The 24,342-nt window shown below is 67.7% G+C and carries 23 protein-coding genes and 1 pseudogene; 20 read left to right on the top strand and 4 right to left on the bottom strand.

Annotated features, from left to right (window positions below):
- The first annotated feature begins 14 nt into the window (after positions 1–14).
- From QFZ47_RS06245 to QFZ47_RS06235, 3 genes are all read left to right on the top strand, one after another.
- Positions 15–788: a uroporphyrinogen-III synthase gene (locus QFZ47_RS06245; protein ID WP_307654817.1), complete on the top strand. Its 774-nt coding sequence runs from the start codon at positions 15–17 to the stop codon at positions 786–788.
- Positions 785–1,876 (top strand): uroporphyrinogen-III C-methyltransferase, encoded by a 1,092-nt coding sequence (locus QFZ47_RS06240; RefSeq protein WP_307654816.1) that lies wholly within the window; start codon positions 785–787, stop codon positions 1,874–1,876. Before QFZ47_RS06245 ends, QFZ47_RS06240 begins: the two co-directional genes overlap by 4 nt.
- 89 nt (positions 1,877–1,965) lie before the next feature.
- The gene (locus QFZ47_RS06235; RefSeq protein ID WP_307654815.1) at positions 1,966–3,249 is read left to right on the top strand and encodes a heme biosynthesis protein HemY; all 1,284 of its coding nucleotides are present in this window, start codon (positions 1,966–1,968) and stop codon (positions 3,247–3,249) included.
- A gap of 120 nt (positions 3,250–3,369) precedes the next feature.
- On the opposite strand, the pseudogene QFZ47_RS06230 reads toward QFZ47_RS06235, so the two are convergent.
- Positions 3,370–6,641 (bottom strand): annotated as a pseudogene (locus QFZ47_RS06230) (Rne/Rng family ribonuclease).
- Between the two features lie 559 nt (positions 6,642–7,200).
- Between QFZ47_RS06230 and QFZ47_RS06225 the strand changes: the two are divergent.
- The 4 genes from QFZ47_RS06225 to QFZ47_RS06210 are packed head-to-tail and all read left to right on the top strand — an operon-like array spanning position 7,201 to position 10,405.
- Entirely contained in the window at positions 7,201–8,313 is a 1,113-nt protein-coding gene (locus tag QFZ47_RS06225) for an RluA family pseudouridine synthase (RefSeq protein WP_307654814.1), read from the top strand.
- The gene (locus QFZ47_RS06220; RefSeq protein WP_307654813.1) at positions 8,306–8,977 is read left to right on the top strand and encodes an HAD family hydrolase; all 672 of its coding nucleotides are present in this window, start codon (positions 8,306–8,308) and stop codon (positions 8,975–8,977) included. The genes QFZ47_RS06225 and QFZ47_RS06220 overlap by 8 nt, the downstream gene beginning before the upstream one ends.
- A 10-nt stretch (positions 8,978–8,987) precedes the next feature.
- Complete coding sequence (locus tag QFZ47_RS06215) at positions 8,988–9,359, top strand: Rieske (2Fe-2S) protein (protein ID WP_307654812.1); 372 nt, start codon at positions 8,988–8,990, stop codon at positions 9,357–9,359.
- Positions 9,360–9,361: 2 nt separating this feature from the next.
- Complete coding sequence (locus tag QFZ47_RS06210; protein WP_307654811.1) at positions 9,362–10,405, top strand: S49 family peptidase; 1,044 nt, start codon at positions 9,362–9,364, stop codon at positions 10,403–10,405.
- Between the two features lie 18 nt (positions 10,406–10,423).
- Here QFZ47_RS06210 and QFZ47_RS06205 read toward each other — a convergent pair whose 3' ends face one another.
- The 3 genes from QFZ47_RS06205 to QFZ47_RS06195 are packed head-to-tail and all read right to left on the bottom strand — an operon-like array spanning position 10,424 to position 12,920.
- On the bottom strand, positions 10,424–11,578 hold the full coding sequence (locus tag QFZ47_RS06205; protein ID WP_307654810.1) for an MFS transporter: 1,155 nt from the start codon (positions 11,576–11,578) through the stop codon (positions 10,424–10,426).
- 2 nt (positions 11,579–11,580) lie between these two features.
- Positions 11,581–12,342, bottom strand: coding sequence for an SAM-dependent methyltransferase (locus QFZ47_RS06200; protein ID WP_307654809.1), 762 nt, complete (start codon positions 12,340–12,342; stop codon positions 11,581–11,583).
- On the bottom strand, positions 12,339–12,920 hold the full coding sequence (locus tag QFZ47_RS06195; protein WP_307654808.1) for a Maf family protein: 582 nt from the start codon (positions 12,918–12,920) through the stop codon (positions 12,339–12,341). The genes QFZ47_RS06200 and QFZ47_RS06195 overlap by 4 nt, the downstream gene beginning before the upstream one ends.
- 84 nt (positions 12,921–13,004) lie before the next feature.
- On the opposite strand from QFZ47_RS06195, the gene QFZ47_RS06190 reads away from it, so the two are divergent.
- The 13 genes from QFZ47_RS06190 to QFZ47_RS06130 all read left to right on the top strand — a co-directional run bounded on the left by QFZ47_RS06190 (position 13,005) and on the right by QFZ47_RS06130 (position 24,026).
- Positions 13,005–13,562: a YceD family protein gene (locus QFZ47_RS06190; RefSeq protein ID WP_307654807.1), complete on the top strand. Its 558-nt coding sequence runs from the start codon at positions 13,005–13,007 to the stop codon at positions 13,560–13,562.
- Between the two features lie 146 nt (positions 13,563–13,708).
- Complete coding sequence (gene rpmF, locus QFZ47_RS06185) at positions 13,709–13,891, top strand: 50S ribosomal protein L32 (RefSeq protein WP_007830466.1); 183 nt, start codon at positions 13,709–13,711, stop codon at positions 13,889–13,891.
- Positions 13,892–13,952: 61 nt separating this feature from the next.
- Entirely contained in the window at positions 13,953–15,050 is a 1,098-nt protein-coding gene (gene plsX, locus QFZ47_RS06180; protein WP_370880566.1) for a phosphate acyltransferase PlsX, read from the top strand.
- On the top strand, positions 15,050–16,027 hold the full coding sequence (locus tag QFZ47_RS06175; protein ID WP_307654806.1) for a beta-ketoacyl-ACP synthase III: 978 nt from the start codon (positions 15,050–15,052) through the stop codon (positions 16,025–16,027). Before plsX ends, QFZ47_RS06175 begins: the two co-directional genes overlap by 1 nt.
- Positions 16,028–16,079: 52 nt before the next feature.
- The gene (fabD, locus tag QFZ47_RS06170) at positions 16,080–17,033 is read left to right on the top strand and encodes an ACP S-malonyltransferase (RefSeq protein WP_307654805.1); all 954 of its coding nucleotides are present in this window, start codon (positions 16,080–16,082) and stop codon (positions 17,031–17,033) included.
- Between the two features lie 27 nt (positions 17,034–17,060).
- On the top strand, positions 17,061–17,804 hold the full coding sequence (fabG, locus tag QFZ47_RS06165) for a 3-oxoacyl-ACP reductase FabG (protein ID WP_307654804.1): 744 nt from the start codon (positions 17,061–17,063) through the stop codon (positions 17,802–17,804).
- 98 nt (positions 17,805–17,902) lie between these two features.
- On the top strand, positions 17,903–18,142 hold the full coding sequence (gene acpP / locus QFZ47_RS06160) for an acyl carrier protein (protein WP_007830471.1): 240 nt from the start codon (positions 17,903–17,905) through the stop codon (positions 18,140–18,142).
- A gap of 99 nt (positions 18,143–18,241) precedes the next feature.
- Positions 18,242–19,486 carry a beta-ketoacyl-ACP synthase II gene (gene fabF, locus QFZ47_RS06155; RefSeq protein WP_307654803.1) on the top strand — a complete coding sequence of 415 codons (1,245 nt, stop codon included), beginning with the start codon at positions 18,242–18,244 and terminating at the stop codon, positions 19,484–19,486.
- A gap of 73 nt (positions 19,487–19,559) precedes the next feature.
- Positions 19,560–19,982, top strand: a complete 423-nt coding sequence (locus tag QFZ47_RS06150; RefSeq protein WP_307654802.1) for a hypothetical protein — start codon at positions 19,560–19,562, stop codon at positions 19,980–19,982.
- A gap of 100 nt (positions 19,983–20,082) precedes the next feature.
- Positions 20,083–20,667 carry an RNA polymerase sigma factor RpoE gene (gene rpoE, locus QFZ47_RS06145; protein ID WP_307658891.1) on the top strand — a complete coding sequence of 195 codons (585 nt, stop codon included), beginning with the start codon at positions 20,083–20,085 and terminating at the stop codon, positions 20,665–20,667.
- A gap of 17 nt (positions 20,668–20,684) precedes the next feature.
- Positions 20,685–21,347 carry a sigma-E factor negative regulatory protein gene (locus QFZ47_RS06140; RefSeq protein WP_307654801.1) on the top strand — a complete coding sequence of 221 codons (663 nt, stop codon included), beginning with the start codon at positions 20,685–20,687 and terminating at the stop codon, positions 21,345–21,347.
- 20 nt (positions 21,348–21,367) lie between these two features.
- On the top strand, positions 21,368–22,438 hold the full coding sequence (locus tag QFZ47_RS06135) for a MucB/RseB C-terminal domain-containing protein (RefSeq protein WP_307654800.1): 1,071 nt from the start codon (positions 21,368–21,370) through the stop codon (positions 22,436–22,438).
- Positions 22,439–22,535: 97 nt separating this feature from the next.
- Positions 22,536–24,026, top strand: a complete 1,491-nt coding sequence (locus QFZ47_RS06130) for a DegQ family serine endoprotease (RefSeq protein ID WP_307654799.1) — start codon at positions 22,536–22,538, stop codon at positions 24,024–24,026.
- The last annotated feature ends 316 nt before the right edge of the window (positions 24,027–24,342 follow it).

Genomic DNA, 24,342 nt, shown 5'->3' with positions numbered 1-24,342 from the left:
CGAAAGAAAGAACGATGGCTGCCAAGCCCGTCATCGTCACGCGGCCGGCGCGCGAGGCCGCGCAATGGGCGGACGAGTTCCGGGCCGCCGGGCTGGATGCGGCGGTGCTGCCGCTGATCGCCATCGAACCCGCCGCCGACGCGGAACCGCTGCGCGAGGCGTGGAAGCGGCTTGCGGACTACGCGGCGCTGATGTTCGTGAGCGCCACCGCCGTCGAGCACTTCTTCCTGCATGCGGAAGAAGGACAACGCGCAGCCGGCCCGCGCTTCTGGGCCACGGGACCGGGCACCGCGCGCGCGCTCTTGCGCGCCGGCGTGCCGCAAGACGCGATCGACGCACCGCCTCCCGATGCCGCCCGCTTCGACTCCGAGGCCCTGTGGGAGCGCGTGAGCGGACAGGTCGGCCAAGGCGTGCGCGTGCTGATCGTGCGCGGCGGCGATGCGGCCGGCCACCCGAGCGGGCGCGACTGGCTCGCCAACGAGATCGATGCCGCGCAGGGGCTGCGCGACACCGTGGTCGCCTACCGGCGCCTGCCGCCATCTTTCGACGGCACGGCGCGCGCGCTGGCGCTCGATGGCGCTGCGGGGCGCGCGGTCTGGCTGTTCAGCAGCTCGGAGGCCATCGCCAACCTGCGCGATGCCATGCCGGGCACCGACTGGCATGCGGCAAGCGCTGTGGCAACCCATCCTCGCATCGGCGAAGTCGCGCGGGCCGCAGGATTCGGTTCGGTGCGCGTGTGCTCGCCTCTGCGAGAAGCCTTGATCGCGTCGATAGAATCCTTCACATGAGTGCCGCGTCCCCGTCCGACGACTTCTCCCCCCCATCCGCCGCCGCCCCGGTGCCCGCCACGCTGGCGGTGGCGCAGTCGCTGGAATCGCAGGCGGCCGCCGCAAGGACGCTCTCCCGCATCGGCTTCGGCCTGCTGGCCCTCGTGGCGCTGGCGGCCCTGGCGATGGCCATTTCGCTTTGGCAGAAGGTCGGCGGCATGCAGGAGCAGCTGGCGCGCCAGAGCGCCGATGCGCTGGCCCAGTCGCTCGAGGCGCGCACGCTCGCGCGGCAGGCCATCGACACGGTGCGGGATACCGCGGCACGCACCGCCCTGACCGAAACCCGCGTTGCCGAAGTCGCGCTTCAGCGCTCGCAGCTCGAAGAACTGATGCAGAGCCTCTCGCGTTCGCGCGACGAGAACCTCGTGGTCGACATCGAATCGGCCGTGCGCCTGGCCCTGCAGCAGGCGCAGGTCACGGGCAGCGCGGAGCCTTTGCTGGCGGCCCTCAAGTCCGGCGACCTGCGCATCGCACGCGCCGCGCAGCCCAGGCTGGCGCCGCTGCAGCGCGCCATGCAGCGCGACGCCGACCGCCTGCGCAGCAGCGCGAGCGCCGACGGCGGCGAAGCGCTGCAAAAACTCGACGAGTTGATGCGCAGCGTGGACGACCTGCCGCCGCTCAACGCCGTGGCCACGCGCGGCTCCGGGCTCAACGCCTGGCAGCCCGAACCCATTCCGGCCGATGCGGCCTGGTGGGAGCGTGTGCTGCTGACGGTGCGCGCCGAAGCGCGATCGCTGGTGCGCGTCGGGCGCATCGAGCGTCCCGAGGCGGTGCTGCTGGCGCCCGACCAGACGTATTTCCTGCGCGAGAACCTCAAGCTCAAGCTGCTCAATGCGCGGCTCTCGCTGCTGTCGCGGCAGGTGGACGCCGCGCGCAGCGAACTCGCCACGGTGGCCACATCGCTGAACCGCTATTTCGATCCCGCATCGCGGCGCACGCAGGCCGCCGCCACGCAGCTGCAGCAGCTGCAGGCGCTGGTGAAAACCTCCGAAGCTCCGCGCATCGACGACACGCTGTCCGCGCTGGCCACGGCGGCGGCGGGGCGCTGATATGAGCCCCCACGCTCATCTCTTCGTGTATTCGCTGCCCCCCGAGGGGGCGCAGGCCCCCCTTGGGGCGGCCCGGCGGGGGGCCTGACATGAGAGCCGCACTGTGGCTCCTCGCGCTGTTCGCCGTCGCGGCGGCGGTGGCGCTGTTCGCGGGCAACAACCAGGGCACGATCACCGTGTTCTGGCCGCCCTGGCGCGTCGATCTGTCGCTGAACCTGGTGCTGGTCATCCTGCTGGGCGCTTTCGTGCTGCTTCATCTCGCATTGCGCGGCCTGGCGGCGTTGTTCTCGCTTCCGACCCAGGCGCGCCAATGGCGGCTGCAGCAAAAGGAACGCATGCTGCATTCGGCCCTGCTCGATGCCATGGTGCAGATGCTGTCGGGCCGCTTCTCTCGCGCGCGCAAGGCGGCGCAAGCTGCGCTGGTGCAGGAGAAAACGCTGGCCGCGCTCGGCGCGAGCCTGCCGCAGGCCCAGCAGGTTCGCGTGCTGTCGCACCTGCTGGCCGCCGAGAGCGCGCAGGCCCTGCAGGACCGGCCCGCGCGCGACGCGCACCTGCAGCAGGCGCTCAACGAAAGCGCCGATCGCAACGTGCTGGCCAGTCCCGAGACGCGCGAGGGCGTGCAGCTGCGCGCTGCGCGCTGGGCACTCGAAGATCGCGATCCCGCGGGGGCCCTGGCCCGGCTCGAGGAGCTTCCCCAAGGCGTGCAGCGGCGAACACTCGCGCTGCGCATCCGGCTGAAGGCGGCCCGCCAGGAGGGGCGCACGCTCGAAGCGCTGGAAACGGCGCGGCTGCTCGCCAAGCACCGGGCGTTTTCCGATGCCGCGGCGCAGAGCATCGTGCGCGGCCTCGCCACCGAACTGCTGTCGGGCGCGCACGACCCGGCGCAACTGCTTCGCGCCTGGGCCGAGCTCGACTCCGCCGAGCGCGAAATGCCCGAGGTCGCGATCCACGCCGCCCAACGCATGGTGGCGCTGCGCGGTGACCTGTCACTGGCGCGCGGCTGGTTGCTGCCGGCCTGGGAACGCATGGTGTCGCTGCCCCGGGGCCTGGGCGATACGCTGCGCGTCAAGATGGCGCGCGCGCTCGAGGCGGGGCTCGACTCGGTGGATGCCGATTGGCTCGCGCGCATCGAAACGGCGCAACGCAACAACCCGCGCGATCCGAACCTGCAGTACCTCGCGGGCATGGCCTGCATGAAACGCCAGCTCTGGGGCAAGGCCCAGCAACTGCTCACCCAGGCCGGCCTCGGCCTGCAGGACACGGAGCTGTACCGCCGCGCATGGCTGGCACTGGCCGAGCTGGCCGAGGCGCGCGGCGACGCAGAACATGCGGCCGAGGCCTGGAAGCGCGCGGCGCAGATCGAGAAGGCCTGACCGGCATCGGCCGACCGGCGTTGCGGCAGCCATTTGTCGCTTCTGTAGTCTCCATAAAAAAACGGCGCCGATGTTGTGGCGCCGTTTTTCATTGTTCCCGGGCCTGGGGCCCGGGGTTCTTCAGTTCACGCCTTGTGCGTCGGATGGCGCCTTTTCGAATGGCAGCGTCATCGCGCCAAGCTCGCGGCGGGTTTCAACCAGCACCAGCGGACCGTCGTCGAGCGCGATGGCGGGCGGGCGCTCGCGCGGCACGTGCACCGGCTTCGGCTCCGCCGCGATCGCTGCGCGGGCTTGCGCAATGCGCTCGGCGTCCGAGTTCACCCATTGCAGGCCCGAGCTCTCGGCGATCTGCGCGAGTTCGTGGAGCGGCAGCTCGAAGGCTTGCACCTTCGGCAGTGCACGGCCGTTGGCCGCGGGCTTGCTGCTGCTGCTCTCGACGGCGACAGGTGCCGCCGCTGCTGCGACTGCGGCAGCGACCGTGGGAGCGGGAGCGGGAGCGGGAGCCGGTGCAGCGGCCGGAGCGGGAGCTGCGGCTGCGGGGCGGTCGAAGTAGCTCCGCGGGGCCGGTTCGCGCGCTTCTTCCTCGGGCACTGCGGCGCGTTCGGCCGTTGCCAGAGGCTGGGGCTGCTGTCGTGCCGGTGCTTCGCCGGCTTCGGCGTTGTCGGCCGATGCGCCAGCCGCGTTGGCTTCGCTGTCGTCGCGCGGACCGCGTTCGCGGCGGTCGCGGCCGTAGCGGTCGCGCGAACGGCCGCGGCGCTCTTCGCCTTCGCGGCGCGGTGCCTGCTGCTCGCCAGTGCCGATCTCGCCTTCATTGGCCGGTGCCATCTCGGCCGTCTCGGCGATGCGGATGTCCGCTTCGTCGAGGTTGGCCGGTGCTGCTTCGCCGTTGCTGAAACGCGGCTGGCCTTCGCTGCGGCGCTCGCGGCGGCCGTCGTTGCGGTCGCCTCGCGGAGCGCGTTCTTCGCGGCCACCGCGCGGTGCGCGTTCGGCTTGCACGCCGTCCTGGGCTGCGGCAACGTTGTCGCCGCCGGATGCTTCGCGCGGTGCATCGGTGCCACTGCGCTGTTCGCTGCGTTCGCCGCGCTCTCCACGATCAGCCCGTTCGCCGCGTTCCCGGCGTTCACCGCGGGCGCGCGGTGCGCGTTCTGCCGGCGCATTGCCTTCATCGCCGACCGGTGCAGCCGATGCCAGTTGCTGCGCTTCGAGGCTGCCGTCGATCAGCTCGGCCGGTGCCGGCCGTGCTTCGCGGCCTTCGCCTTCGCGGCGCTCGCCACGGCCACCGCGGCGCTGTTCGCCTTCGCGCGGGCCGCGTGCTTCGCGGGGCTCGCGAGGTTCGCGGACCTCACGCGGCTCGCGTTGCTCACGAGGTTCACGCTGCTCGCGCGGCTGGGCCGCTTCGCTGCGGATCTCGCTGCCGCGTCCTTCGCGGCGCTCGCCACCGCGGCCGCCGCGGCGTTCGCCGTCGCGGCCACCGGAGCGGCTTGCGTTTTCACCGCGGCCTTCGCCGCCGCGGCCACCGCGGCGTTGTTCGCCATCGCGGGCGCCGCGCGCTTCGCCGTCGCGGCCCGGGCGGCCGCCATCACGGCGTGTGGGCTTCGGAGGCTCGATCGGAATCACGGCCGGTGCGGGAGCCGGTGCCGGCGTGCCGCCGAACCAGCTCTTGATGCGGGCGAAGAAGCCGGTCTCGGCCGGTGCCGGTGCGCGCGCGACGGGCGGCGCGACCGGTGCCGGGGCCACGGCCACAGGCGCACGCGCCGGTTCGGGCCGGGGCGGCACCACGGGCGCCGGCGCATCGGGCAGCACGCCCTTGATGACCGGCGTCTGCTTGTTGGTGGGCTCCTGCGAGCGGCGCGTGACCGAGGTCGGGTCCTCGATCTCGTCGGCCATCTTGTAGCTGGCTTCGATGTGGTCCAGGCGCGGATCGTCGTGCTTCAGGCGCTCGAGCTTGTAGTTCGGCGTTTCGAGCGTCTTGTTGGGCACCATCAGCACGGTGACGCGCTGCTTGAGCTCGATCTTGGCGATTTCGGGGCGCTTTTCGTTCAGCAGGAACGAGGCCACTTCGACCGGCACCTGCACGTGCACGGCGGCCGTGTTGTCCTTCAGGCACTCTTCCTGGATGATGCGCAAAATTTGCAGTGCGCTCGACTCGGTGTCGCGGATGTGGCCGGAGCCGCCGCAGCGGGGGCAGGGGATCGACGAGCCTTCGCTGAGCGCCGGCTTCAGGCGCTGGCGGCTCATTTCCATCAGGCCGAACTTGCTGATCGAGCCGAACTGCACGCGGGCGCGGTCTTGCCGCAGCGCGTCGCGCAGGCGGCTTTCGACTTCGCGGCGGTTCTTCGACTCGTCCATGTCGATGAAGTCGATGACGATCAGGCCGCCCAGGTCGCGCAGGCGCATCTGGCGGGCCACTTCGTCGGCGGCTTCGAGGTTGGTGCGCGTGGCGGTTTCCTCGATGTCGCCGCCCTTGATGGCGCGCGCCGAGTTGACGTCGACCGAGACCAGCGCCTCGGTGTGGTCGATCACGATGGCGCCGCCCGAGGGCAGCTGCACGGTGCGGGCGTAGGCCGATTCGATCTGGTGCTCGATCTGGAAGCGGCTGAACAGCGCGGCATCGTCGCGGTAGCGCTTCACGCGGGCGGCATGCTCGGGCATGACGTGCGCCATGAACTGCTGTGCCTGCTCGTAGATGTCGTCGGTGTCGATCAGGATGTCGCCGATGTCGTGATTGAAGTAGTCACGGATCGCGCGGATGACGAGCGACGATTCCTGGTAGATCAGGAAGGCGCGCCCTTGCCGCCCTTGGCCGCGCCGTCGATGGCCGTCCAAAGCTTGAGCAGGTAGTTCAGGTCCCACTGGAGTTCGGGCGCCGAGCGGCCGATGCCGGCGGTGCGCGCGATGATGCTCATGCCCTTGGGGTACTCGAGCTGGTCCATCGCCTCCTTGAGGTCGGCGCGGTCTTCACCCTCGATGCGCCGGCTCACGCCGCCGCCGCGCGGATTGTTGGGCATCAGCACGACATAGCGGCCAGCCAGCGAGATGAAGGTGGTGAGGGCCGCGCCCTTGTTGCCGCGTTCTTCCTTTTCGACCTGGACGGTCAGTTCCTGGCCTTCCTTGATGACGTCCTGGATGCGTGCCTGGCTGGCGGAAACGCCTTCGGCGAAATATTGCTTGGAGATTTCCTTGAACGGCAGGAAGCCGTGGCGGTCTTCGCCGTAGTCGACGAAACAGGCTTCGAGCGAGGGCTCGACGCGCGTCACGACGGCTTTGTAGATGTTGCCCTTGCGCTGTTCGCGCCCTTCGATCTCGATTTCGTAGTCGAGGAGCTTTTGCCCGTCGACGATGGCCAGGCGGCGTTCTTCGGCCTGCGTGGCATTGATCAGCATCCGCTTCATGATGCGTTGTCCTTATATGTATCGTTCTACAGGCCCATGACGGGCCAACGATGCACGGACGACGCCCGCGAAACGAGGGGAATTGCCGCTTGGCCCCGGATGCTGCCACTGCCGCGCCAGGCGCGAACAGGCCTCTTGAGCGTTCAGCTCAAGAAGACAGCCGGGGTGGGGGCGCGTGGATGGGCGCGAGCCAGGTTCGGTGTTGAGCAGCTATCTTATTGATAGCTGGCTGCGCAATAGTGGCGCGCGCTGTGAACAATTCAATGCCTGAGGCCGCTGGCAGAAGCCAGGTGGGCCAGCGCAGGCACATTTGAATCAGCAGCATCAACACAAGGGACTCGCTTCGATCCGCCGGCAGCTTGGAAGCTGCAGGCTGGTATTCCGTATCGGTGTTTCGTGGGTGTCGGCTTGACTTGGGCGCTACGCCTGCCACTTTGCGCAATTGCGCGGGGTTTGCAGGTTCGGCGCCAAAGCGGCATCGACCTCACAGCGTTGTCCTGGGCGTTTGACTGCAGTGATCTAAACTTCTGTCTAATCAAGCACTTACACGACCGCGCTGGTGAAAAACATTATAGGTGCGAAGCAAAGCCCTGCGGCCGCTCCAAATCCCGCAGTTCCAGATCCCGCAGTTCAAAAGGCTGCGGCCGGGGCCGGAGCGCCGCATGCGGCCATCAGGTTCATCACCGTCGATGCGGAATCCGCGGGCCAGCGGCTCGACAACTTCCTGTTCCGCCATCTGAAGGGCGTCCCCAAGACGCATGTCTACCGGATCATCCGGTCGGGCGAGGTGCGCATCAACAAGGGGCGCGCGCAGGCCGAAACCCGCATCGAGGCCGGCGACGTGCTGCGGTTGCCGCCGGTACGGATTTCGCCGCGCGCGGAAGAAGGCGCCACGCCGCCCGCACCGGCGCGCGAATTCCCGGTGCTGCTCGAAGACGACGCGGTGCTTGCCATCGACAAGCCCGCCGGCGTGGCGGTCCATGGCGGCAGCGGCGTGAGCTTTGGCGTGATCGAGCAGCTGCGAACGGCGCGCCCGGGCGCCAAGTTCCTCGAACTGGTGCACCGGCTCGACCGCGAGACTTCGGGCATCCTGCTGGTGGCCAAGAAACGCAGCGCGCTGGTGGCGCTTCAAGACCAGTTCCGCGAGCGCGAGACCGGCAAGACCTATCTCGCGTTGGTCGAGGGCGCCTGGCCCGCCAACAAGAAGGTGCTCGATGCGCCGCTTGCCAAGTACCTGCTGCCGGGCGACGGCGCGGGTGCCGGCGAGCGCCGCGTGCGGGTGGTTGCCAAGGACCATCCCGATGCCATGCGGGCCGTGACGCTGGTGCGTGTGCTGGCGCGCCTCACGCTCCCCGGCGACGCCACGCCGCTGTCGCTGCTGGCGGTCACCATCAAGACCGGCCGCACGCACCAGATCCGCGTGCACCTTGCATCGGCCGGGCATCCCATTGCCGGCGACGACAAGTACGGCGACTTCGATCGCCAGCGCGTGCTGCAGAAACTCGGCCTCAGGCGCATGTTCCTGCATGCCTGGCGGTTGCAGTTCAGCCATCCCGCGACCGGCGAGCGCGTGTCGCTGCAAGCCGGCTTACCGCCCGAGCTGCGTGCATTGATGCCGCCCCAGGCGATCGAAGCGCTCGCCCAACATCCCACTCCTACGGCCAATGACTGATTCTTCCAGACCCCTGCGCTTCGACCTGATCGCCTTCGATTGGGACGGCACGCTTTACGACTCCACGCGGCTCATCGTGCGCTGCATCCAGGCGGCCGTGATCGACGTCGGCGGCGCCAAGCCCAGCGAGAACGATGCGGCATGGGTGATCGGCCTGGGCCTGGCCGAGGCCCTGGCGCGCGCCGCGCCCGACGTGCCGAAGGAGAAATACGCAGAGCTCGGCGCGCGCTACCGCTATCACTACCTGCAGCACCAGGACGATCTCGTGCTGTTCGACGGCGTGCTGCAGATGATCGACGCGCTGCGCGCGCGCGGCCACAAGCTCGCCGTGGCCACGGGCAAGTCGCGCCGCGGCCTGAACGAGGCGCTGAAGTCTGTCGCGCTGCGCGACCGCTTCGACGCCTCGCGCACTGCCGACGAAACCTTCGGCAAGCCGCACCCGCGCATGCTGCTCGAACTCATGGAAGAACTCGAGGTGCCGGCCGAACGCACCCTGATGATCGGCGACACCACGCACGACCTGCAGCTGGCGCTCAATGCCGGCTGCGCGAGCGTGGGCGTGAGCTACGGCGCGCACGAGCCCGGGAGCTTCGACGAACTGAAGCCGCTGTTCGTCGCCCACTCGGTGGCCAGCCTGGAGTCATGGCTTCTGGGCAACGCCTGAAAATGGTGGCATGAGCGAAGAACAGCGCATTCCCTTGTGCAATGCCCCGGATCTGGTCGAAGGAGGCCGGGCCGTGCCTTTCGATGTGGTCTATGGCGGCGAAACCTGCCGGGCCTTTGCGGTGCGCTTCGAAGGGCAGCCGCATGCCTACCTCAATCGATGCAGCCACGTGGCGATGGAGCTGGATTTCCAGCCCGACCGCTTCTTCGACGACAGCGGCCAGTGGCTGCTCTGCGCCACCCACGGCGCGGTCTACCGGCCGGACACCGGCGAATGCGCCGGCGGCCCGTGCCGCGGCGGGCTCGTGAAGATCGCCCTCAGCGAACGTGACGGCGTGGTGCACTGGCATACTGCCTGGAACCTCCATCCCCCGATTTTTTGACAATGACCGACCCGAACCGCACGGAACCCGAAGGTTTTGATCCTTTTGAGCCGGCCACTCCCATTGCGTCCTCGCAGGGCGCGCCGAGAAACATGGCCAAAGACCCCACGCAGCGTCCCGGATGGGAGCGCGCAACGCTCGAGAAGCTCGCCTTCGCTTCGCTGAACGAGCAGAAGGCGGCGCGCCGGTGGAAGACCTTCACGCGCCTCTCGTGGCTCGCCTTCTTCATCTTCCTGGTCTGGCTGGCAATGTCGCGCAGCGCGCCGAGCGCCGCCAAGACCACAGCTCACACGGCGGTGGTCGAAATCAAGGGCGAGATCGCCAATGGCGGCGACGCCAGCGCGGAATTCGTGGTGGCTGCCATGAAGACCGCCTTCGAGGACGAGGGCGCCAAGGGCATCGTGCTGCTCATCAATTCGCCCGGTGGAAGCCCGGTGCAGGCGGGCATCATCAGCGACGAGATCAAGCGCCTGAAGGCCAAGCACAAGAAGCCGATCTACGCGGTGGTCGAGGAAACCTGCGCCTCGGCCGCGTACTACATTGCCGCTGCCACCGACAAGATCTTCGTCGACAAGGCCAGCATCGTCGGCAGCATCGGGGTGCTGATGGACGGCTTCGGCTTCACCGGCGTGATGGAAAAGGTCGGCGTCGAGCGCCGGCTGCTGACGGCAGGGGAGAACAAGGGCTTCCTCGATCCGTTCAGCCCGATGAGCGACGCGCAGCGCGCGCATGCCCAGACCATGCTGAACCAGATCCACACGCAGTTCATCAACGTGGTGAAGAACGGGCGCGGCGACCGGCTCAAGGTCGACACCCCGGGGCTTTTCAGCGGCCTTTTCTGGAGCGGCGAGCAGGCCGTCGAACTGGGCCTGGCCGACCAGCTGGGCAATGTCGACTACGTGGCGCGCGAAGTCATCAAGGCCGAAGAGGTCACCGACTACACCCGGCGCGACAACGTGGCCGAGAAGCTCGCCAAGAAATTCGGCGCCGCGATGGGCGATGCCACCGTGCGATCGCTGCAGACGGCCGCGCCGGCGCTGCGCTGAAGCCGGCGGCGGGGCGCATCAGGCCCGGTTGCCGGCGTCGGCCGTGAAGCGGGCCGAGGCCGCCAGCGCTGCGGCAAAGACCACGACCACATACAGCGCGGCCGTCAGCGAACTGGCGCGCGCCAGCAGGCCGATCACTGCCGGGCCAGCCATGAACCCCAGATAGGCCACGGCCGAAACAGCGGCAATGCCGATCGCCGGCTCCGTGCCGGGCACGCGGGCCGAGGCGCCGAACAGGATCGGCACCACGTTCGCGAAACCGATGCCCACGCCCGCAAAGCCGACCAGGGCGAGCCAGGGCAGGTCGGTCAGCAGCACCAGCGTCATGGCCGCCGCCGCAAGAATGCCGCTGCCGCGCAGCAGCGCCGTTGGCGAGAAGCGTGCGCGCAGGGTGTCGCCGCCAAAGCGCGCGGCCGCCATGGCCGCGGAGAAGCTCGCGTAGGCCAGCGCGGCCTGCTTTTGCGGACTGCCGAGTTCCTGCTGCATGTAGAGCACGCTCCAGTCGTAGATGGCGCCCTCGGCAATCAGGCCCAGCGCGGCGAGCACGCCAAGCACGGCCAGCATGCCGCGGGGCAGCCGAAAGCGATGGTCGGCCGGGGCTGCATCGTTTGCCCTGCGCGGATTGGGCAGCATGTACATCGAAGAGACGGCCACGACCAGCACCATCGCCGCCGCAACCCACAGCAGATGCGCCTGCGCCCCGAGCCCGGCGGCCAGCGCTGCGCTGCCGCTCGCCGCCCCGGCCATGCCGCCCAGGCTGAACATGCCATGCATGCCGCTCATCAGGGGCTTGCCGCCATGCAGCTCGAGCTGCGCCGCCTCGGTGTTGATGGCCACGTCGAACACGCTGGTCACCAGGCCGAATACCGCCAGCAAGGCCAGCAGGAAAAGATAGCCCGGCATCGCGATCAGGCCGGCAAGCAGCAAGGCATAGACGCAGCCGCAGAGCGCGGCCATGCGGCGGGGGCCGTGGCGGCCGATCCAGCGCCCGGCGCTGGTCAGCCCGAACATCGCTCCGGCGCCGGCCGCGAGCAGGGTCAGCCCGAGCTGGGCTTCGTCGATGCCGTAGTGCGCCTTGACCGTCGGAACATGGATGCCCCAGGTCGCAAAGATGAAGCCGGAAGAAAAGAACTGCGCCCGCGAGGCCCAGCGCGTGCCAGCGGTCACCACCATCGTCAGCGCCCGATCGCGAACACGGCAGGCAGGCGTTCGTCCGTGGTGGCCTGCGCCTTGGCACGCCAGGACTTGACGGTTTCGCTGCGCACATGGGCGCTGGCGAGCGTGAGGCCGCGCGCCACCGCAAGCCGGGTGTTGTGCTGCAGCGTCTGCACCAGCGCCTGGAGCAGCACGGCGTTGCGGTAGGGTGTTTCGATGAACAGCTGCGTCTGGCCCGTCTTGAGCGCCAGCGCCTCGAGTTCCCGGATGCGTACCTGGCGCTCGCCCGCATCCTGCGGCAGGTAGCCGACGAAGGCGAAGTTCTGCCCGTTGAGGCCGCTCGCCGCCAGCGCCAGCAGCAGCGAGACGGGGCCGGTGAGCGGCACCACGGCAATGCCCAGGTCGTGCGCGGCGCGCGCCACCGAGGAGCCGGGATCGGCGACCGCCGGCATGCCGGCTTCGCTCAGCAGGCCGATGTCGTGGCCTTCGAGCGCGGCGGCCAGCAATGGGCGGGCATCGAACTGGCCTGCGTGGTCGCCTTTCTTGTGCACCTCGCGCGGCAGCTCGCGGATGTCCTGCGCCTGCAGCGGCGCGGCCAGCGGGGCGACGGCATCGATCCGCTTCAGATAGGCGCGGGCCGACTTGGCGTTCTCGCAGATCCAGTGGGTGATTCCGGCGGCGGCCTGGATCGTGCCCAGCGGCAGCGCGTCCTGCAGCGGTGCCTGGGTGTCGCAGCCGAAGTCGAGCGGCGCGGGGACGAGGTAGAGCTTGCCGTGGGTCACAGGAGTTCGACCCCCGCGGCGCGCAGCATCCGGCAGGTGCGGATCAGGGGCAGGCCGACCAGGGCCGTCGGATCGTCGCTGTCGATCGCGCTCAGCAGGGCGATGCCAAGGCCTTCGCTCTTGGCGCTGCCCGCGCAGTCGTACGGCTGCTCGGCCTGCAGGTACTGCTCGATGGCCGCGTCGCTGAGCTCGCGGAACACCACCCGGACCGGCGCCAGGTCGCGCTGGACGAAGCCGGTGGCCTCGCAGACGACGGCCACCGCGGTCTGGAACACCAGCGTCTGGCCGCGCATCCTGCGCAACTGGGCCGTGGCGCGCGCATGGTCGCCCGGCTTGCCGAGCGCCTCGCCGGCGAGATCGGCCACCTGGTCGGAGCCGATGACCACGGCCTCGGGGAAGCGGGCGGCCACGGCGCGGGCCTTTTCGAGCGCCAGCCGCTCGGCCAGCTCGCGCGGCGTTTCGCCGTCCAGGGCCGTTTCGTCGACTTCAGGGGGCTGTACATCGAAGGGCAGGTGCAGTCGGTTCAGCAGTTCGCGCCGGTAGCGCGAGGTCGAGGCGAGGATCAAGAGGCGTTGCATGGGACAGATTGTGCGGGAGCTGCCGCAAAACCCTCAGGCGTGCATCCGGGGCGGCGAGGCGGCCGGCGCGCTAGACTGGTGCGGATGAAGAGAGAATTCGCCCCCCAACGGCTCGACGTGGCCGGCTTTGCCGCCGCTGCCGCCACCCTCGACGCCACCGACCCGGTTCCGAACTATGTGCGCCTTGCCGCCGAACTGGCGGCTGCGGCGCCCGACGCCGTGGTCCGCTGGGCGGCGACCGGCGAAGAACGCCCGGGCGCCGACGGCAAGCCTGTGCCCTGGCTGCATCTGGAAGCCGAGACGACCGTGCCGCTGACCTGCCAGCGCTGCCTGACGCCTGTCGAGGCGCCGCTGGTGGTGGACCGCTGGTTCCGTTTCGTCGCCGACGAGGCCACGGCGGAGGCCGAAGACGATGAATCCGAGGAAGACCTGCTCGTCGTGAGCCGGGATTTCGACCTGCCCGCCCTGATCGAGGACGAGCTCCTGATGGAAATTCCGGCCATGCCCGTGCACGAGGTCTGCCCGGTACCGGTCCAGCTCTCGTCCAGCGACGAAGACTTCCAGGCGGCCGAAGAGGCCAAGCCGAACCCTTTCGCGGTGCTCGGGGCGTTGCGCTCACGCAAGCCGGAAGAGGGCAAGTAGCCCTTTCCCGGCGCCTGGGCTATAATCACGGGCTTCGCGCGCGCCGCCGTGAGCAGCAAGACAGACCAGGGCATTCCATGCATGCCCCTGAATTGCCACCGCAAGAGAGCGCATCCAATCACTCACTCAACAGTCCAGGAGCCATCATGGCCGTCCAGCAAAACAAGAAGTCGCCTTCCAAGCGCGGCATGCACCGTTCCCACAATGCGCTGGTCGTTCCCGGCATTGCCGTCGAGCCGACCACTGGCGAAACGCACCTGCGCCACCACATCAGCCCCAACGGTTTCTACCGTGGCCGCCAGGTGCTCAAGAACAAGTCCGAAGCCTGATCTCGCATCCCAAGGCCGAGGCCCGAAGCTACTTTTGCCGTAGCGTCGGGCCTTTGTTTTGATGGCTACGCCTTCTTCCCCCGAACCCACCGCTGCGCCTTCCGCAATCACGCTTGCCGTGGATTGCATGGGAGGCGACCATGGGCCGCGCGTCACGCTTGCGGCCTGCCGCGCGTTTCTCGAGCGGCACAGCGAAGCCTCGTTGTTGCTGGTCGGTGCGCCCGCGGCATTGGCGGGCTTTGCCGCGCATCCGCGCGCGCGCATCGTCGCCGCCAGCGAAGTGGTGGGCATGGACGATCCGATTGAAATCGCCCTGCGCAAGAAGAAAGACTCTTCGATGCGCGTCGCGATCCAGCAGGTCAAGGATGGCGCCGCGCAGGCGGCCATCTCCGCCGGCAACACGGGTGCCTTGATGGCCATTGCTCGCTACCTGCTCAAGACGCTCGATGGCATCGATCGTCCGGCCATCGCGCCCCAGCTTCCCAATGCCAAGGGTGGCGCCACCACGGTGCTCGACCTGGGGGCCAACGTCGATTGCGACGCGGAAGACCTGCTCCAGTTTGCCGTGCTCGGCTCCGCACTCGTTTCGGCGCTCACGGGCAACGAAGCGCCTTCGGTCGGCCTGCTCAATATTGGCGAAGAAGCCATCAAAGGCAGCGAAACGATCAAAAAAGCAAGCCAACTGCTGCGTACGGCCGCCAATTCCAAGGACTTGAACTTTTACGGCAACGTGGAAGGTAACGACATTTTCAAGGGCACGACAGATATCGTGGTCTGTGACGGTTTCGTTGGAAACGTCGCGCTGAAGGCCAGCGAAGGCGTGGCCTCGATGATCGGCGAATTCATCCGCGTCGAATTCTCGCGGAGCATTTTCACGAAGGCCGCGGCAATTGTTGCCTATCCGGTCCTAAAAGCGTTCAAAAACCGGCTTGACCATCGACGGTACAACGGCGCGGCGCTGCTGGGCCTGCGCGGCCTGGTCTTCAAGAGCCATGGCTCGGCTGACGAAGTGGCTTTCGGACATGCGCTGGATCGCGCTTATGATGCCGCTCGCAACAACCTGCTCGATCGCGTGCGGGCCCGCATCGCTCACGCCGCGCCATTGCTCGCGCGGCAGGAGCCCGCGGTGCCAGCCGACGCGACGGCCCTCCACGTTTGATGAGCCCTTATTCACGCATCACCGGCACCGGCAGCTATCTGCCCCCGCGCCGGGTGACCAATGACGACCTTGCCAAGGAATTGGCATCGCGCGGCATCGAAACCTCGGACCAATGGATCGTCGAGCGTACCGGCATCCATGCACGCCACTTCGCAGCGCCCGAAGTCACGAGCAGCGATCTCGGCCTCGAGGCCGCCAGGCACGCGCTCGAAGCCGCGGGCCGCAAGGCGGAAGACGTCGACCTGATCATCGTCGCCACCTCGACGCCCGACATGGTGTTTCCGTCGTCGGCGGCCATTCTTCAGAACAAGCTCGGCATTGCCGGCTGCCCCGCCTTCGACGTCCAGGCGGTCTGCAGCGGCTTCGTCTATGCGCTGACCGTGGCCGACGCCCTGATCCGCACCGGCACGGCGCGCTGCGCGCTGGTGGTCGGCGCCGAAGTTTTCTCGCGCATTCTCGATTTCAACGACCGCACCACCTGCGTGCTGTTCGGCGACGGCGCCGGCGCCGTCGTGCTCGAGGCCAGCGAGGAGCCGGGCATCCTGGCGAGCGACCTGCATGCGGACGGCAAGCACGTCGGCATCCTTTGCGTGCCCGGTCACGTCTCCGGCGGCAATGTGCTGGGGACGCCGCTGCTGCACATGGACGGCCAGGCCGTGTTCAAGCTGGCGGTGCGCGTGCTCGAGGATGCCGCCCGCGCCACGCTTGCGAAAGCAGGCAAGACCGAGGCCGACATCGACTGGCTCATTCCGCACCAGGCCAACATCCGCATCATGGAAGGCACGGCAAAGAAGCTGAAGCTTCCGCGCGAAAAGCTCGTCGTCACGGTCAACGAGCATGGCAACACCTCGGCCGCCTCGATTCCGCTGGCGCTCGACGAGGCCGTGCGGTCCGGCAAGGTGAAGAAGGGCGAAACCGTCATGCTGGAAGGCGTGGGCGGGGGCTTCACCTGGGGCGCGGTGCTATTGAATCTGTAGTGCATGGCCATGCCCCCTGCGGGCAGCGATGCGACACCACGCTTTAATAAAAATGAAATCCTTTGCTTTTGTCTTCCCGGGTCAAGGCTCCCAGGCCGTCGGCATGCTCGACGCCTGGGGCGATCACCCGGCCGTGGCCGAAACCCTGCGCGAAGCCTCCGAAGCGCTGGGCGAAAACGTCGCCGGGCTGATCAAGAACGGCCCGAAGGAAGAACTTGCGCTGACCACCAACACCCAGCCGGTGATGCTGGTGGCCGGCGTTGCCGCCTGGCGCGCCTGGCTCGCCGAGGGCGGGGCAACGCCTTCGGTGGTGGCCGGGCATTCGCTGGGTGAATATTCGGCGCTGGTCGCGTCGGGTGTGCTGACGCTCGCGCAGGCCGCGCCGCTGGTGCGTTTTCGGGCGCGGGCCATGCAGCAGGCAGTGCCCGTCGGGGTCGGCGCCATGGCGGCCGTGCTGGGCATGGAAGCCGGCAAGGTCGTGGCGGGCTGCGCGGAAGCCACGGCATCGTTCGGTGCAGGCAGCGCCGAAATCGTCGAGGCGGTGAATTTCAACGATCCCATGCAGACCGTGATCGCCGGCAGCAAGGCGGCCGTCGACAAGGCCTGCGAATTGCTCAAGGCCAACGGCGCCAAGCGCGCGCTGTTGCTGCCGGTGTCGGCGCCGTTCCATTCGAGCCTGATGAAGCCCGCGGCCGAGGCGCTGCGCGAAAAGCTCGCCACCCTCACGCTCGCTGCGCCGCAGATTCCGGTGCTGAACAACATCGACGTGGCTGTCGAGACCGACCCTGCGCGCATCCGCGACGCCCTGGTGCGCCAGGCCGCCGGTCCGGTTCGCTGGGTCGAAAGCGTGCAGGCCTTGAAACTGCGCGGCGTAGCCTCCATCATCGAGTGCGGGCCGGGCAGGGTGCTGGCCGGCATGGTCAAGCGCATCGCCCCCGAGCTGGAAGCCGCGTCGGTGTACGACCCGGCGACGCTCGCGGACACCCGACAATCGCTCGCCGGCTGAACGGCGCAGGGCCCCGACACTTCTTTTATGAGCATTCCCAAATTCGAAGGGCAAGTCGCCCTGGTCACCGGCGCATCGCGCGGCATCGGAGCAGCCATTGCGCTCGAGCTGGCGCAGCGCGGCCTCAAGGTGGTCGGCACCGGCACCACCGAGGACAGCGCGGCAAAGATCACTTCGGCGCTCAGCGCCTTCGACGGCCGCGGCCGTGCACTCGATGTGAACGACGCCGTCGCCGTCGAGGCGCTGGTCGACGAGATCGTCAAGGCCTACGGCGAGATCCACGTGCTGGTCAACAACGCCGGTATCACGCGCGACACGCTGGCCATGCGCATGAAGGACGACGACTGGGACGCGGTGCTCGACACCAATCTCAAGGCCGTGTTCCGCCTCTCGCGCGCGGTGATCCGCCCGATGATGAAGCAGCGCTATGGCCGCATCATCAGCATCACGAGCGTGGTGGGCGCCTCCGGCAATGCCGGCCAGGCCAACTACGCGGCGGCCAAGGCCGGCGTGGCGGGCATGACCCGCGCACTGGCCCGCGAGCTGGGCAGCCGCAACATCACGGTCAACTGCGTGGCGCCGGGCTTCATCGAGACCGACATGACGGCCAGCCTGCCCGAAGCACAGCAGCAGGCGTTGCTGCAGCAGATCCCGCTGGGCCACCTGGGCAAGCCGGCCGACATCGCACATGCAGTGGCCTACCTCGCATCGCCCCAGGCGTCCTACGTGACGGGGCAGGAACTGCACGTCAACGGCGGCATGCACATGTAGCCGCAAGGCGCAATCTTTTCCCGTACCGGGCGCACGGCAAATGCCACAATGCGCCCGGCTAAAATCCACTGTTACCTACAACCCTCAGAGGGAACCAAATGAGCGATATCGAAGCACGTGTCAAGAAAATCATCGCCGAGCAACTCGGCGTGGAAGAGTCCCAAGTAACGAACGAGAAGGCCTTCGTGGCCGACCTCGGCGCAGACTCGCTCGACACGGTCGAACTGGTGATGGCACTCGAAGACGAATTCGGGATCGAGATTCCCGACGAAGACGCCGAGAAGATCACCACGGTGCAAAACGCCGTCGACTACGCCACCAAGAATCAAAAGGCCTGATCGGGCCCAGTTGGAACTGTCTCGGCCGGCGGCGCTTTTCTTCTTCAGCCCCGTACGCGCCGACATCAGTCTTCAGCGCTTCCAGAAAGGTTTGCCGGCATGACCAAACGCCGCGTCGTCGTGACCGGACTCGGTTGCATCGCTCCTGTCGGAAACACCGCAACCGAATCCTGGGCCAACCTGTTGGCCGGGAAGTCGGGTATTGCGAACATCACCGCGTTCGATGCAAGCGCCTTCGCTTGCAAGTTCGCCGGTGAGGTCAAGGGTTTCGACATCACACAATACATCTCGGAGAAAGAAGCGCGTCACATGGACCGCTTCATTCATCTGGGGCTTGCCGCCGCCATCCAGGCGGTGCAGGACAGCGGACTGCCGACCGGCGAAGCGCTGCCTTACGAGAAAGCCGTGCGCATCGGCTGCAACATCGGCTCCGGCATCGGCGGGCTGCCGATGATCGAAGAGACGCACGGCGAATACGCGAGCCGCGGCCCCCGCCGCATTTCGCCGTTCTTCGTGCCGGCTTCCATCATCAACATGATCTCGGGCCACGTGTCGATCAAGTACGGCTTCAAGGGCCCGAACATCGCGGTCGTCACGGCCTGCACCACGGGCCTGCATGCCATCGGCACCTCGGCACGCATGATCGAATACGGCGATGCCGACGTGATGATCGCGGGCGGCGCCGAGTCGACCATTTCCCCACTGGGCATCGGCGGCTTCACTGCGCCGCGTGCACTGAGCACGCGCAATGACGATCCCGCAACGGCCTCGCGCCCGTGGGACAAGGACCGCGACGGCTTCGTGCTGGGCGAGGGCTCCGGCGTGCTGGTGCTCGAAGAGTATGAGCATGCCAAGGCGCGCGGCGCCAAGATCTACGCGGAAGTCTCGGGCTTCGGCCTGACCGGCGACGCGTACCACATGACCGCGCCCGACGTCGACGGCCCCCGTCGTTCGATGGCCATGGCGCTGGCCAATGCCGGCGTCAACGCCGATGAGGTCCAGTACCTCAACGCGCATGGCACCTCGACGCAGATCGGCGACCTCAACGAGACCAACGCGGTCAAGCTCGCCTTCGGCGATCACGCGAAGAAGCTCGTCGTGAACTCGACCAAGTCGATGACCGGCCACCTGCTGGGCGGCGCCGGCGGCATCGAATCGGTGTTCACGGTGCTTGCGCTGCATCACCAGAAGAGCCCCCCGACCATCAATATCTTCAACCAGGATCCGGAGTGCGACCTCGACTATTGCGCCAATCAGGCGCGCGATCTCAAGATCGATGTCGCGGTCAAGAACAACTTCGGCTTCGGCGGCACCAACGGCACGCTGGTGTTCAAGCGCGTTTGAACCTTGCTCTTCCATGTACAGCGCGCCATCGGTGACCTATCCGGTGGGGCGCTCGCGCGGCGCGACCCGGATCTTGCTTGCCACGTGGGCCTTGGGTGCCTGCTGCGCGGGCCTGTCGTGCTATTTGATCGATAGCGTCGGCTGGCGCCAGCTGCTGCTGGTTCTGAGCGTCCTGTTTTCAGGCATTGCGGCCGGACTCGGGCTGCGGAGCGACGGTGCCGCCATGCTGCACTTCGACGGCCTGTGCTGGACCTTGACGGGCGCCGACCCCGGCCGGGCCGTTCACGCGGCGCGCGCCGCCGTGGCGCTCGACCTGCAATCGCTGCTGCTGGTCCGGCTGACCCGGCCGGGCCGCGCCGGACGGTGGATATGGATCGAGCAGCGCGCCATGCCGGAACGCTGGCGCGATGTGCGCCGTGCGGTATATTCGCGCGCCCCGTCCGCCTCGCCTGCGGGCGAGCCGTGGCGAGCCACCGCGCCTGCCGATGCGCCCTGAACCTCCCCGATGACAACTTCTCCGCCGCCAGTGCCACCGGACTCCGGCTTGCCCGAATGGGTCCGCCGAGGCGCCGCGTCCGGGCGAGGTCGACCTCCAGCTGGTCCAGCGCACGGTCGCGGGTGACCAGAAGGCCTTCGAGCTGCTGGTCATCAAGTACCAGCGCCGGATCGAGCGCCTGATCGGGCGCATGGTGCGCGACGTCGACCTGGTCGAAGACATCGCCCAGGAAACCTTCATCCGGGCCTACCGCGCGCTCCACCAGTTCCGTGGCGATGCCCAGTTCTACACCTGGCTCTACCGGATTGCGGTCAACACCGCCAAGAAGGCGCTGGTCGACATGAAGCGCGACCCGACCATCTCCGAAAGCGCCCTGCGGCCGTCTTCTGACGAGGACGATGAAACTTACCGCCCTGGAAACGAACCAATCAGCGACGAAACTCCCGAATCAGTCTTGGCAGCGAACGAGATCGCCCAGGTGGTCCAGGCGGCCATGGAAGCATTGCCGCCCGAATTGCGCCAGGCGGTCACCCTGCGCGAGATCGAGGGCATGAGTTACGAAGAGATCGCCGAGGTCATGGATTGCCCTATCGGCACGGTGCGCTCGCGTATTTTCCGGGCGCGTGAGGCCATTTCGGCCAGGGTCAAACCGCTGCTGGACAACCAGTCCGGCAAGCGTTGGTAGGTAAGCAGGTGAATGAAATGAATCAGACGATGACGGTTCGTGAACAGGTGTCCGCGCTGGCGGACGGTCATTTGCATGGCGAGGACTTCGCGCGGGCCATCGACACCGTCTGCGCGAAAGAAGATGCGCGCGGTGCCTGGCGCGCCTATCACCTGGTGGGCGACATCCTGCGCTCGGGCGCCCATTCGCCCTGCAGCGACAGCAACGCATTCCTGGCCCGCTTCCAGCAGCGCCTGGCCGCGGAGCCCGTCATCGCGGCGCCGGCGCCGGCCGCAGCACCCGCGGTGCTGACGGCGCGACACAGGGCCGACGCAGCCAACGAGCCGGTCTTCCGCTGGAAGCTGGTGGCCGGCGCCGCGTCGCTGGTGGCGGTTGCCGCCATCAGCTGGACCCTGGTCGGCAACGGCATTGGCGCGTCGTCGCTGGGTGCCCAGATCGCAGCTGCCCAGCAGCAGCCGGCCGCCAATTCGGTGCTGGCCGCCGCGGCCGCCAACAGCCAGCTTCCGCCCACGGCCGCGCTCACGCCAACCCGTGTGATGGTCGGCAACGGCAGTCCGCAGGTCATGCTGCGCGATCCGCGGCTCGACCAATTGCTCGAAGCGCACCAGCAGGCCGGTGGCGCGTCGCAAATGCCCTCGGGCTTCCTGCGCAACGCGACCTTCGAAGGCCCTGCGCGCTGATCCGCGCCTGTCTCTCTCCAATGACCGTTCAGATGCCGATCTCCGCACGCGCGTTCGCGCTGGTGTTCGCTGCTTTTTGTCTTGCGCAGATCGCGGCCGCGCAGACCCGGCCTGGTCCGGCGAACCCCAGGGGGACGGCCTCGGCCCAGGCTGGCGATGCGCCGCCCTCGATGAGCGTCGTCGAATGGCTGCAACGCATGCATACGGGAGCCCGGCAGCGCAATTACGTTGGCACCTTCGTGGTTTCGGCCGCGGGCGGCGACCTGTCGAGCGCACGCATCTGGCATGTGCGCGACGGCGATCTGCAGATCGAGCGCATCGAGGCCCTGTCGGGACCGCCGCGCTCCACGTTCAGGCGCAACCACCATGTGATGACCTTCCTGCCCGAGGCGAAGGTCGTGAAGGTCGAGAAGCGCGAGAATCTCGACCTGTTCCCCAACTTGCCCGACAAGCCCGATTCGTCGATCGGCGACTTCTACGACGTGCGGGCCGTCGGCAAGGACCGCGTGGCAGGCTTCGATGCCGACGTGGTGCAGCTGGTGCCGCACGACGGGCTGCGCTTCGGCTATCGCATCTGGAGCGAGCGCCGCTCCGGCCTGGTGGTGAAGCTGCAGACCGTGGATGCCGAATCCCGTGTGGTGGAGCAGTCGGCGTTTTCCGAATTGCAGCTCGACGCACCGGTCAAGGCGCAGGCGCTCGCGCAGATGATGACCAACACCAGCGGCTACCGCGTCGAGAAGCTGGAGCTCGAACGCACCAGCGCGCAGGACGAAGGCTGGGTCCTCAAGGCGCCGGTGGCCGGCTTCAAGCCGCGCAGCTTCTACCGGCGTCCGGCCGGCAGCGACGACAAGGCGGGGCAGGACCGCACCGTGCAATGGACCTTCTCCGATGGCCTGGCCTCGGTGTCGCTTTTCATCGAGCGCTACGATGAAAAGCGTGCGCCTCGGGATGGTGTGCTGACGATCGGGGCAACCAACGCCATTCGCCGGCGACTGCCCGAACCGGCGAGCGACTGGTGGCTGACCGCTGTGGGCGAGGTGCCGCAGCAGACGCTCAATGCGTTCGCCCAAAGCCTCTCGCGCACGCGCTGACCTGCTGCGCATGCGCAGGACGATGGTGCTGAACCAAGTCCGTATCACCGACTCATAGCTCTTCTTTTGGCCGCTCTGTTCTTTTGAAAGAAAACCGATGATGTTCAAAGTCGAGGGACACAAGCTTCGTTCCTATCTCTTCGCATTCGGCGTGGCCTGTTCGGCAGCCGTGGGTTTCCTGCCGGCCGCGCCGGCCAGTGCACAGACGCCGCAGGCGCGCGGATTGCCCGATTTCGCCGATCTCGTGGAGCAGGTGGGGCCGGCCGTGGTCGGGATCCGTACCGTCGAGAAAGTGACCTCCAGCGGCGGCAGCGGCGAAATGGACGAGGAGATGCAGGAATTCTTCCGGCGCTTCTTCGGGCAGCCGCTGCCCGGCAACCCGCGTCCAGGCCCGCGCCCGAACCGGCCGCAGCAGCCGCAGGAGGAAGAGCGTCCGCGCGGCGTGGGCTCGGGCTTCATCCTGTCCGCCGACGGCTATGTCATGACCAATGCCCACGTGATCGAGGACGCGTCCGAAATCCTCGTCACGCTGACCGACAAGCGCGAGTTCAAGGCCAAGCTGATCGGTGCCGACAAGCGCAGCGACGTCGCCGTGGTCAAGATCGAGGCGACGAGCCTGCCGGTGGTGAAGGTTGGCGACATCTCGAAGCTGCGGGTTGGCGAATGGGTCATGGCCATCGGTTCGCCCTTCGGCCTCGAGAACACCGTGACCGCCGGCATCGTGAGCGCAAAGCAGCGCGACACCGGCGACCTGGTGCCCCTGATCCAGACCGACGTCGCCATCAACCCCGGCAACTCGGGCGGCCCGCTGATCAACCTGCGCGGCGAAGTGGTGGGCATCAACAGCCAGATCTATTCGCGCTCGGGCGGCTACATGGGCATTTCGTTCTCGATTCCGATCGACGAGGCGATCCGCGTCAGCGACCAGCTGCGCGCCACCGGGCGCGTCTCGCGCGGGCTGATCGGCGTGACCATCGGCTCGGTCTCGAAGGACGTGGCCGAATCCATCGGCTTGGGCAAGGCGCGCGGTGCGCTCGTGAGCAGCGTGGTGCCGGGTTCGGCAGCCGACAAGGCCGGCGTGCGCGAGGGCGACATCATCACCAAGTACGGCGACAAGGCCATCGAGACGCCCAGCGACCTGTCGCGCTCGGTGGCCAGCACCAAGCCCGGCGCCAAGAACACGCTGACGGTGTTCCGCAACGGCAGTACGCGCGAGCTCTCGGTCACCGTGGCCGAGGGCGATGCAGAAGCCAAGCCGGCCGGCAAGCGCCAGCCCGAGCGCGAGGAGCCGCAGGCCAAGCCGTCGGCGGCCGGCAAGGCGCTCGGCCTCGCGGTCAGCGACCTGACCGAAGCCCAGAAGAAGGAACTCAAGATGCGTGGCGGCGTGCGCATCGAGGCGGCAAGCGATGCCGCCGCGAGGGCCGGTCTGCGCGAAGGAGACGTGATCCTTGCCGTCGGCAATATCGAGGTCTCGAGCGTCAAGGAATTCGAATCCGCGGTCGCCAAGGCCGACAAGGGCAAGCCGCTGAGCGTGCTGTTCCGCCGCGGCGAATGGGCCCAATACGCCCTGATCCGACCTGCACGCTGATCCGGCCTTTCCGTCAAGTGGCCCCACCCGTCACTCGGGTTTGGGGCCTTTTTTTGAGGTGTTTGCGACGTCGGAGCGCCCGGTTTCAAAAAAAATTCTGCGCCAAAAGTGAGGTAGTTTTGTTTGTGTTCACTAACTTATAAAGAGGCTTAGGACGATTTTCGGTAGAATAGAAGCCATTGGGCGGCGAGTCCGCGCATAAGGGGAGGGCTTTCCTCCACCATGCGAGATGTCAGACAGCAGTCCACCGGCGCTCCACAGATCGCCCACAAGTTGTTCATGGAGTGCTCCACCGATCTTGTGGATAAGTTGTTTA

Source organism: Variovorax paradoxus, assembly GCF_030815975.1.
GTDB classification, from domain to species: Bacteria; Pseudomonadota; Gammaproteobacteria; order Burkholderiales; family Burkholderiaceae_C; genus Variovorax; species Variovorax paradoxus_N.
Note: the sequence above shows the minus strand (reverse complement) of the source record. Positions and strands in the feature narration are given on the sequence as shown.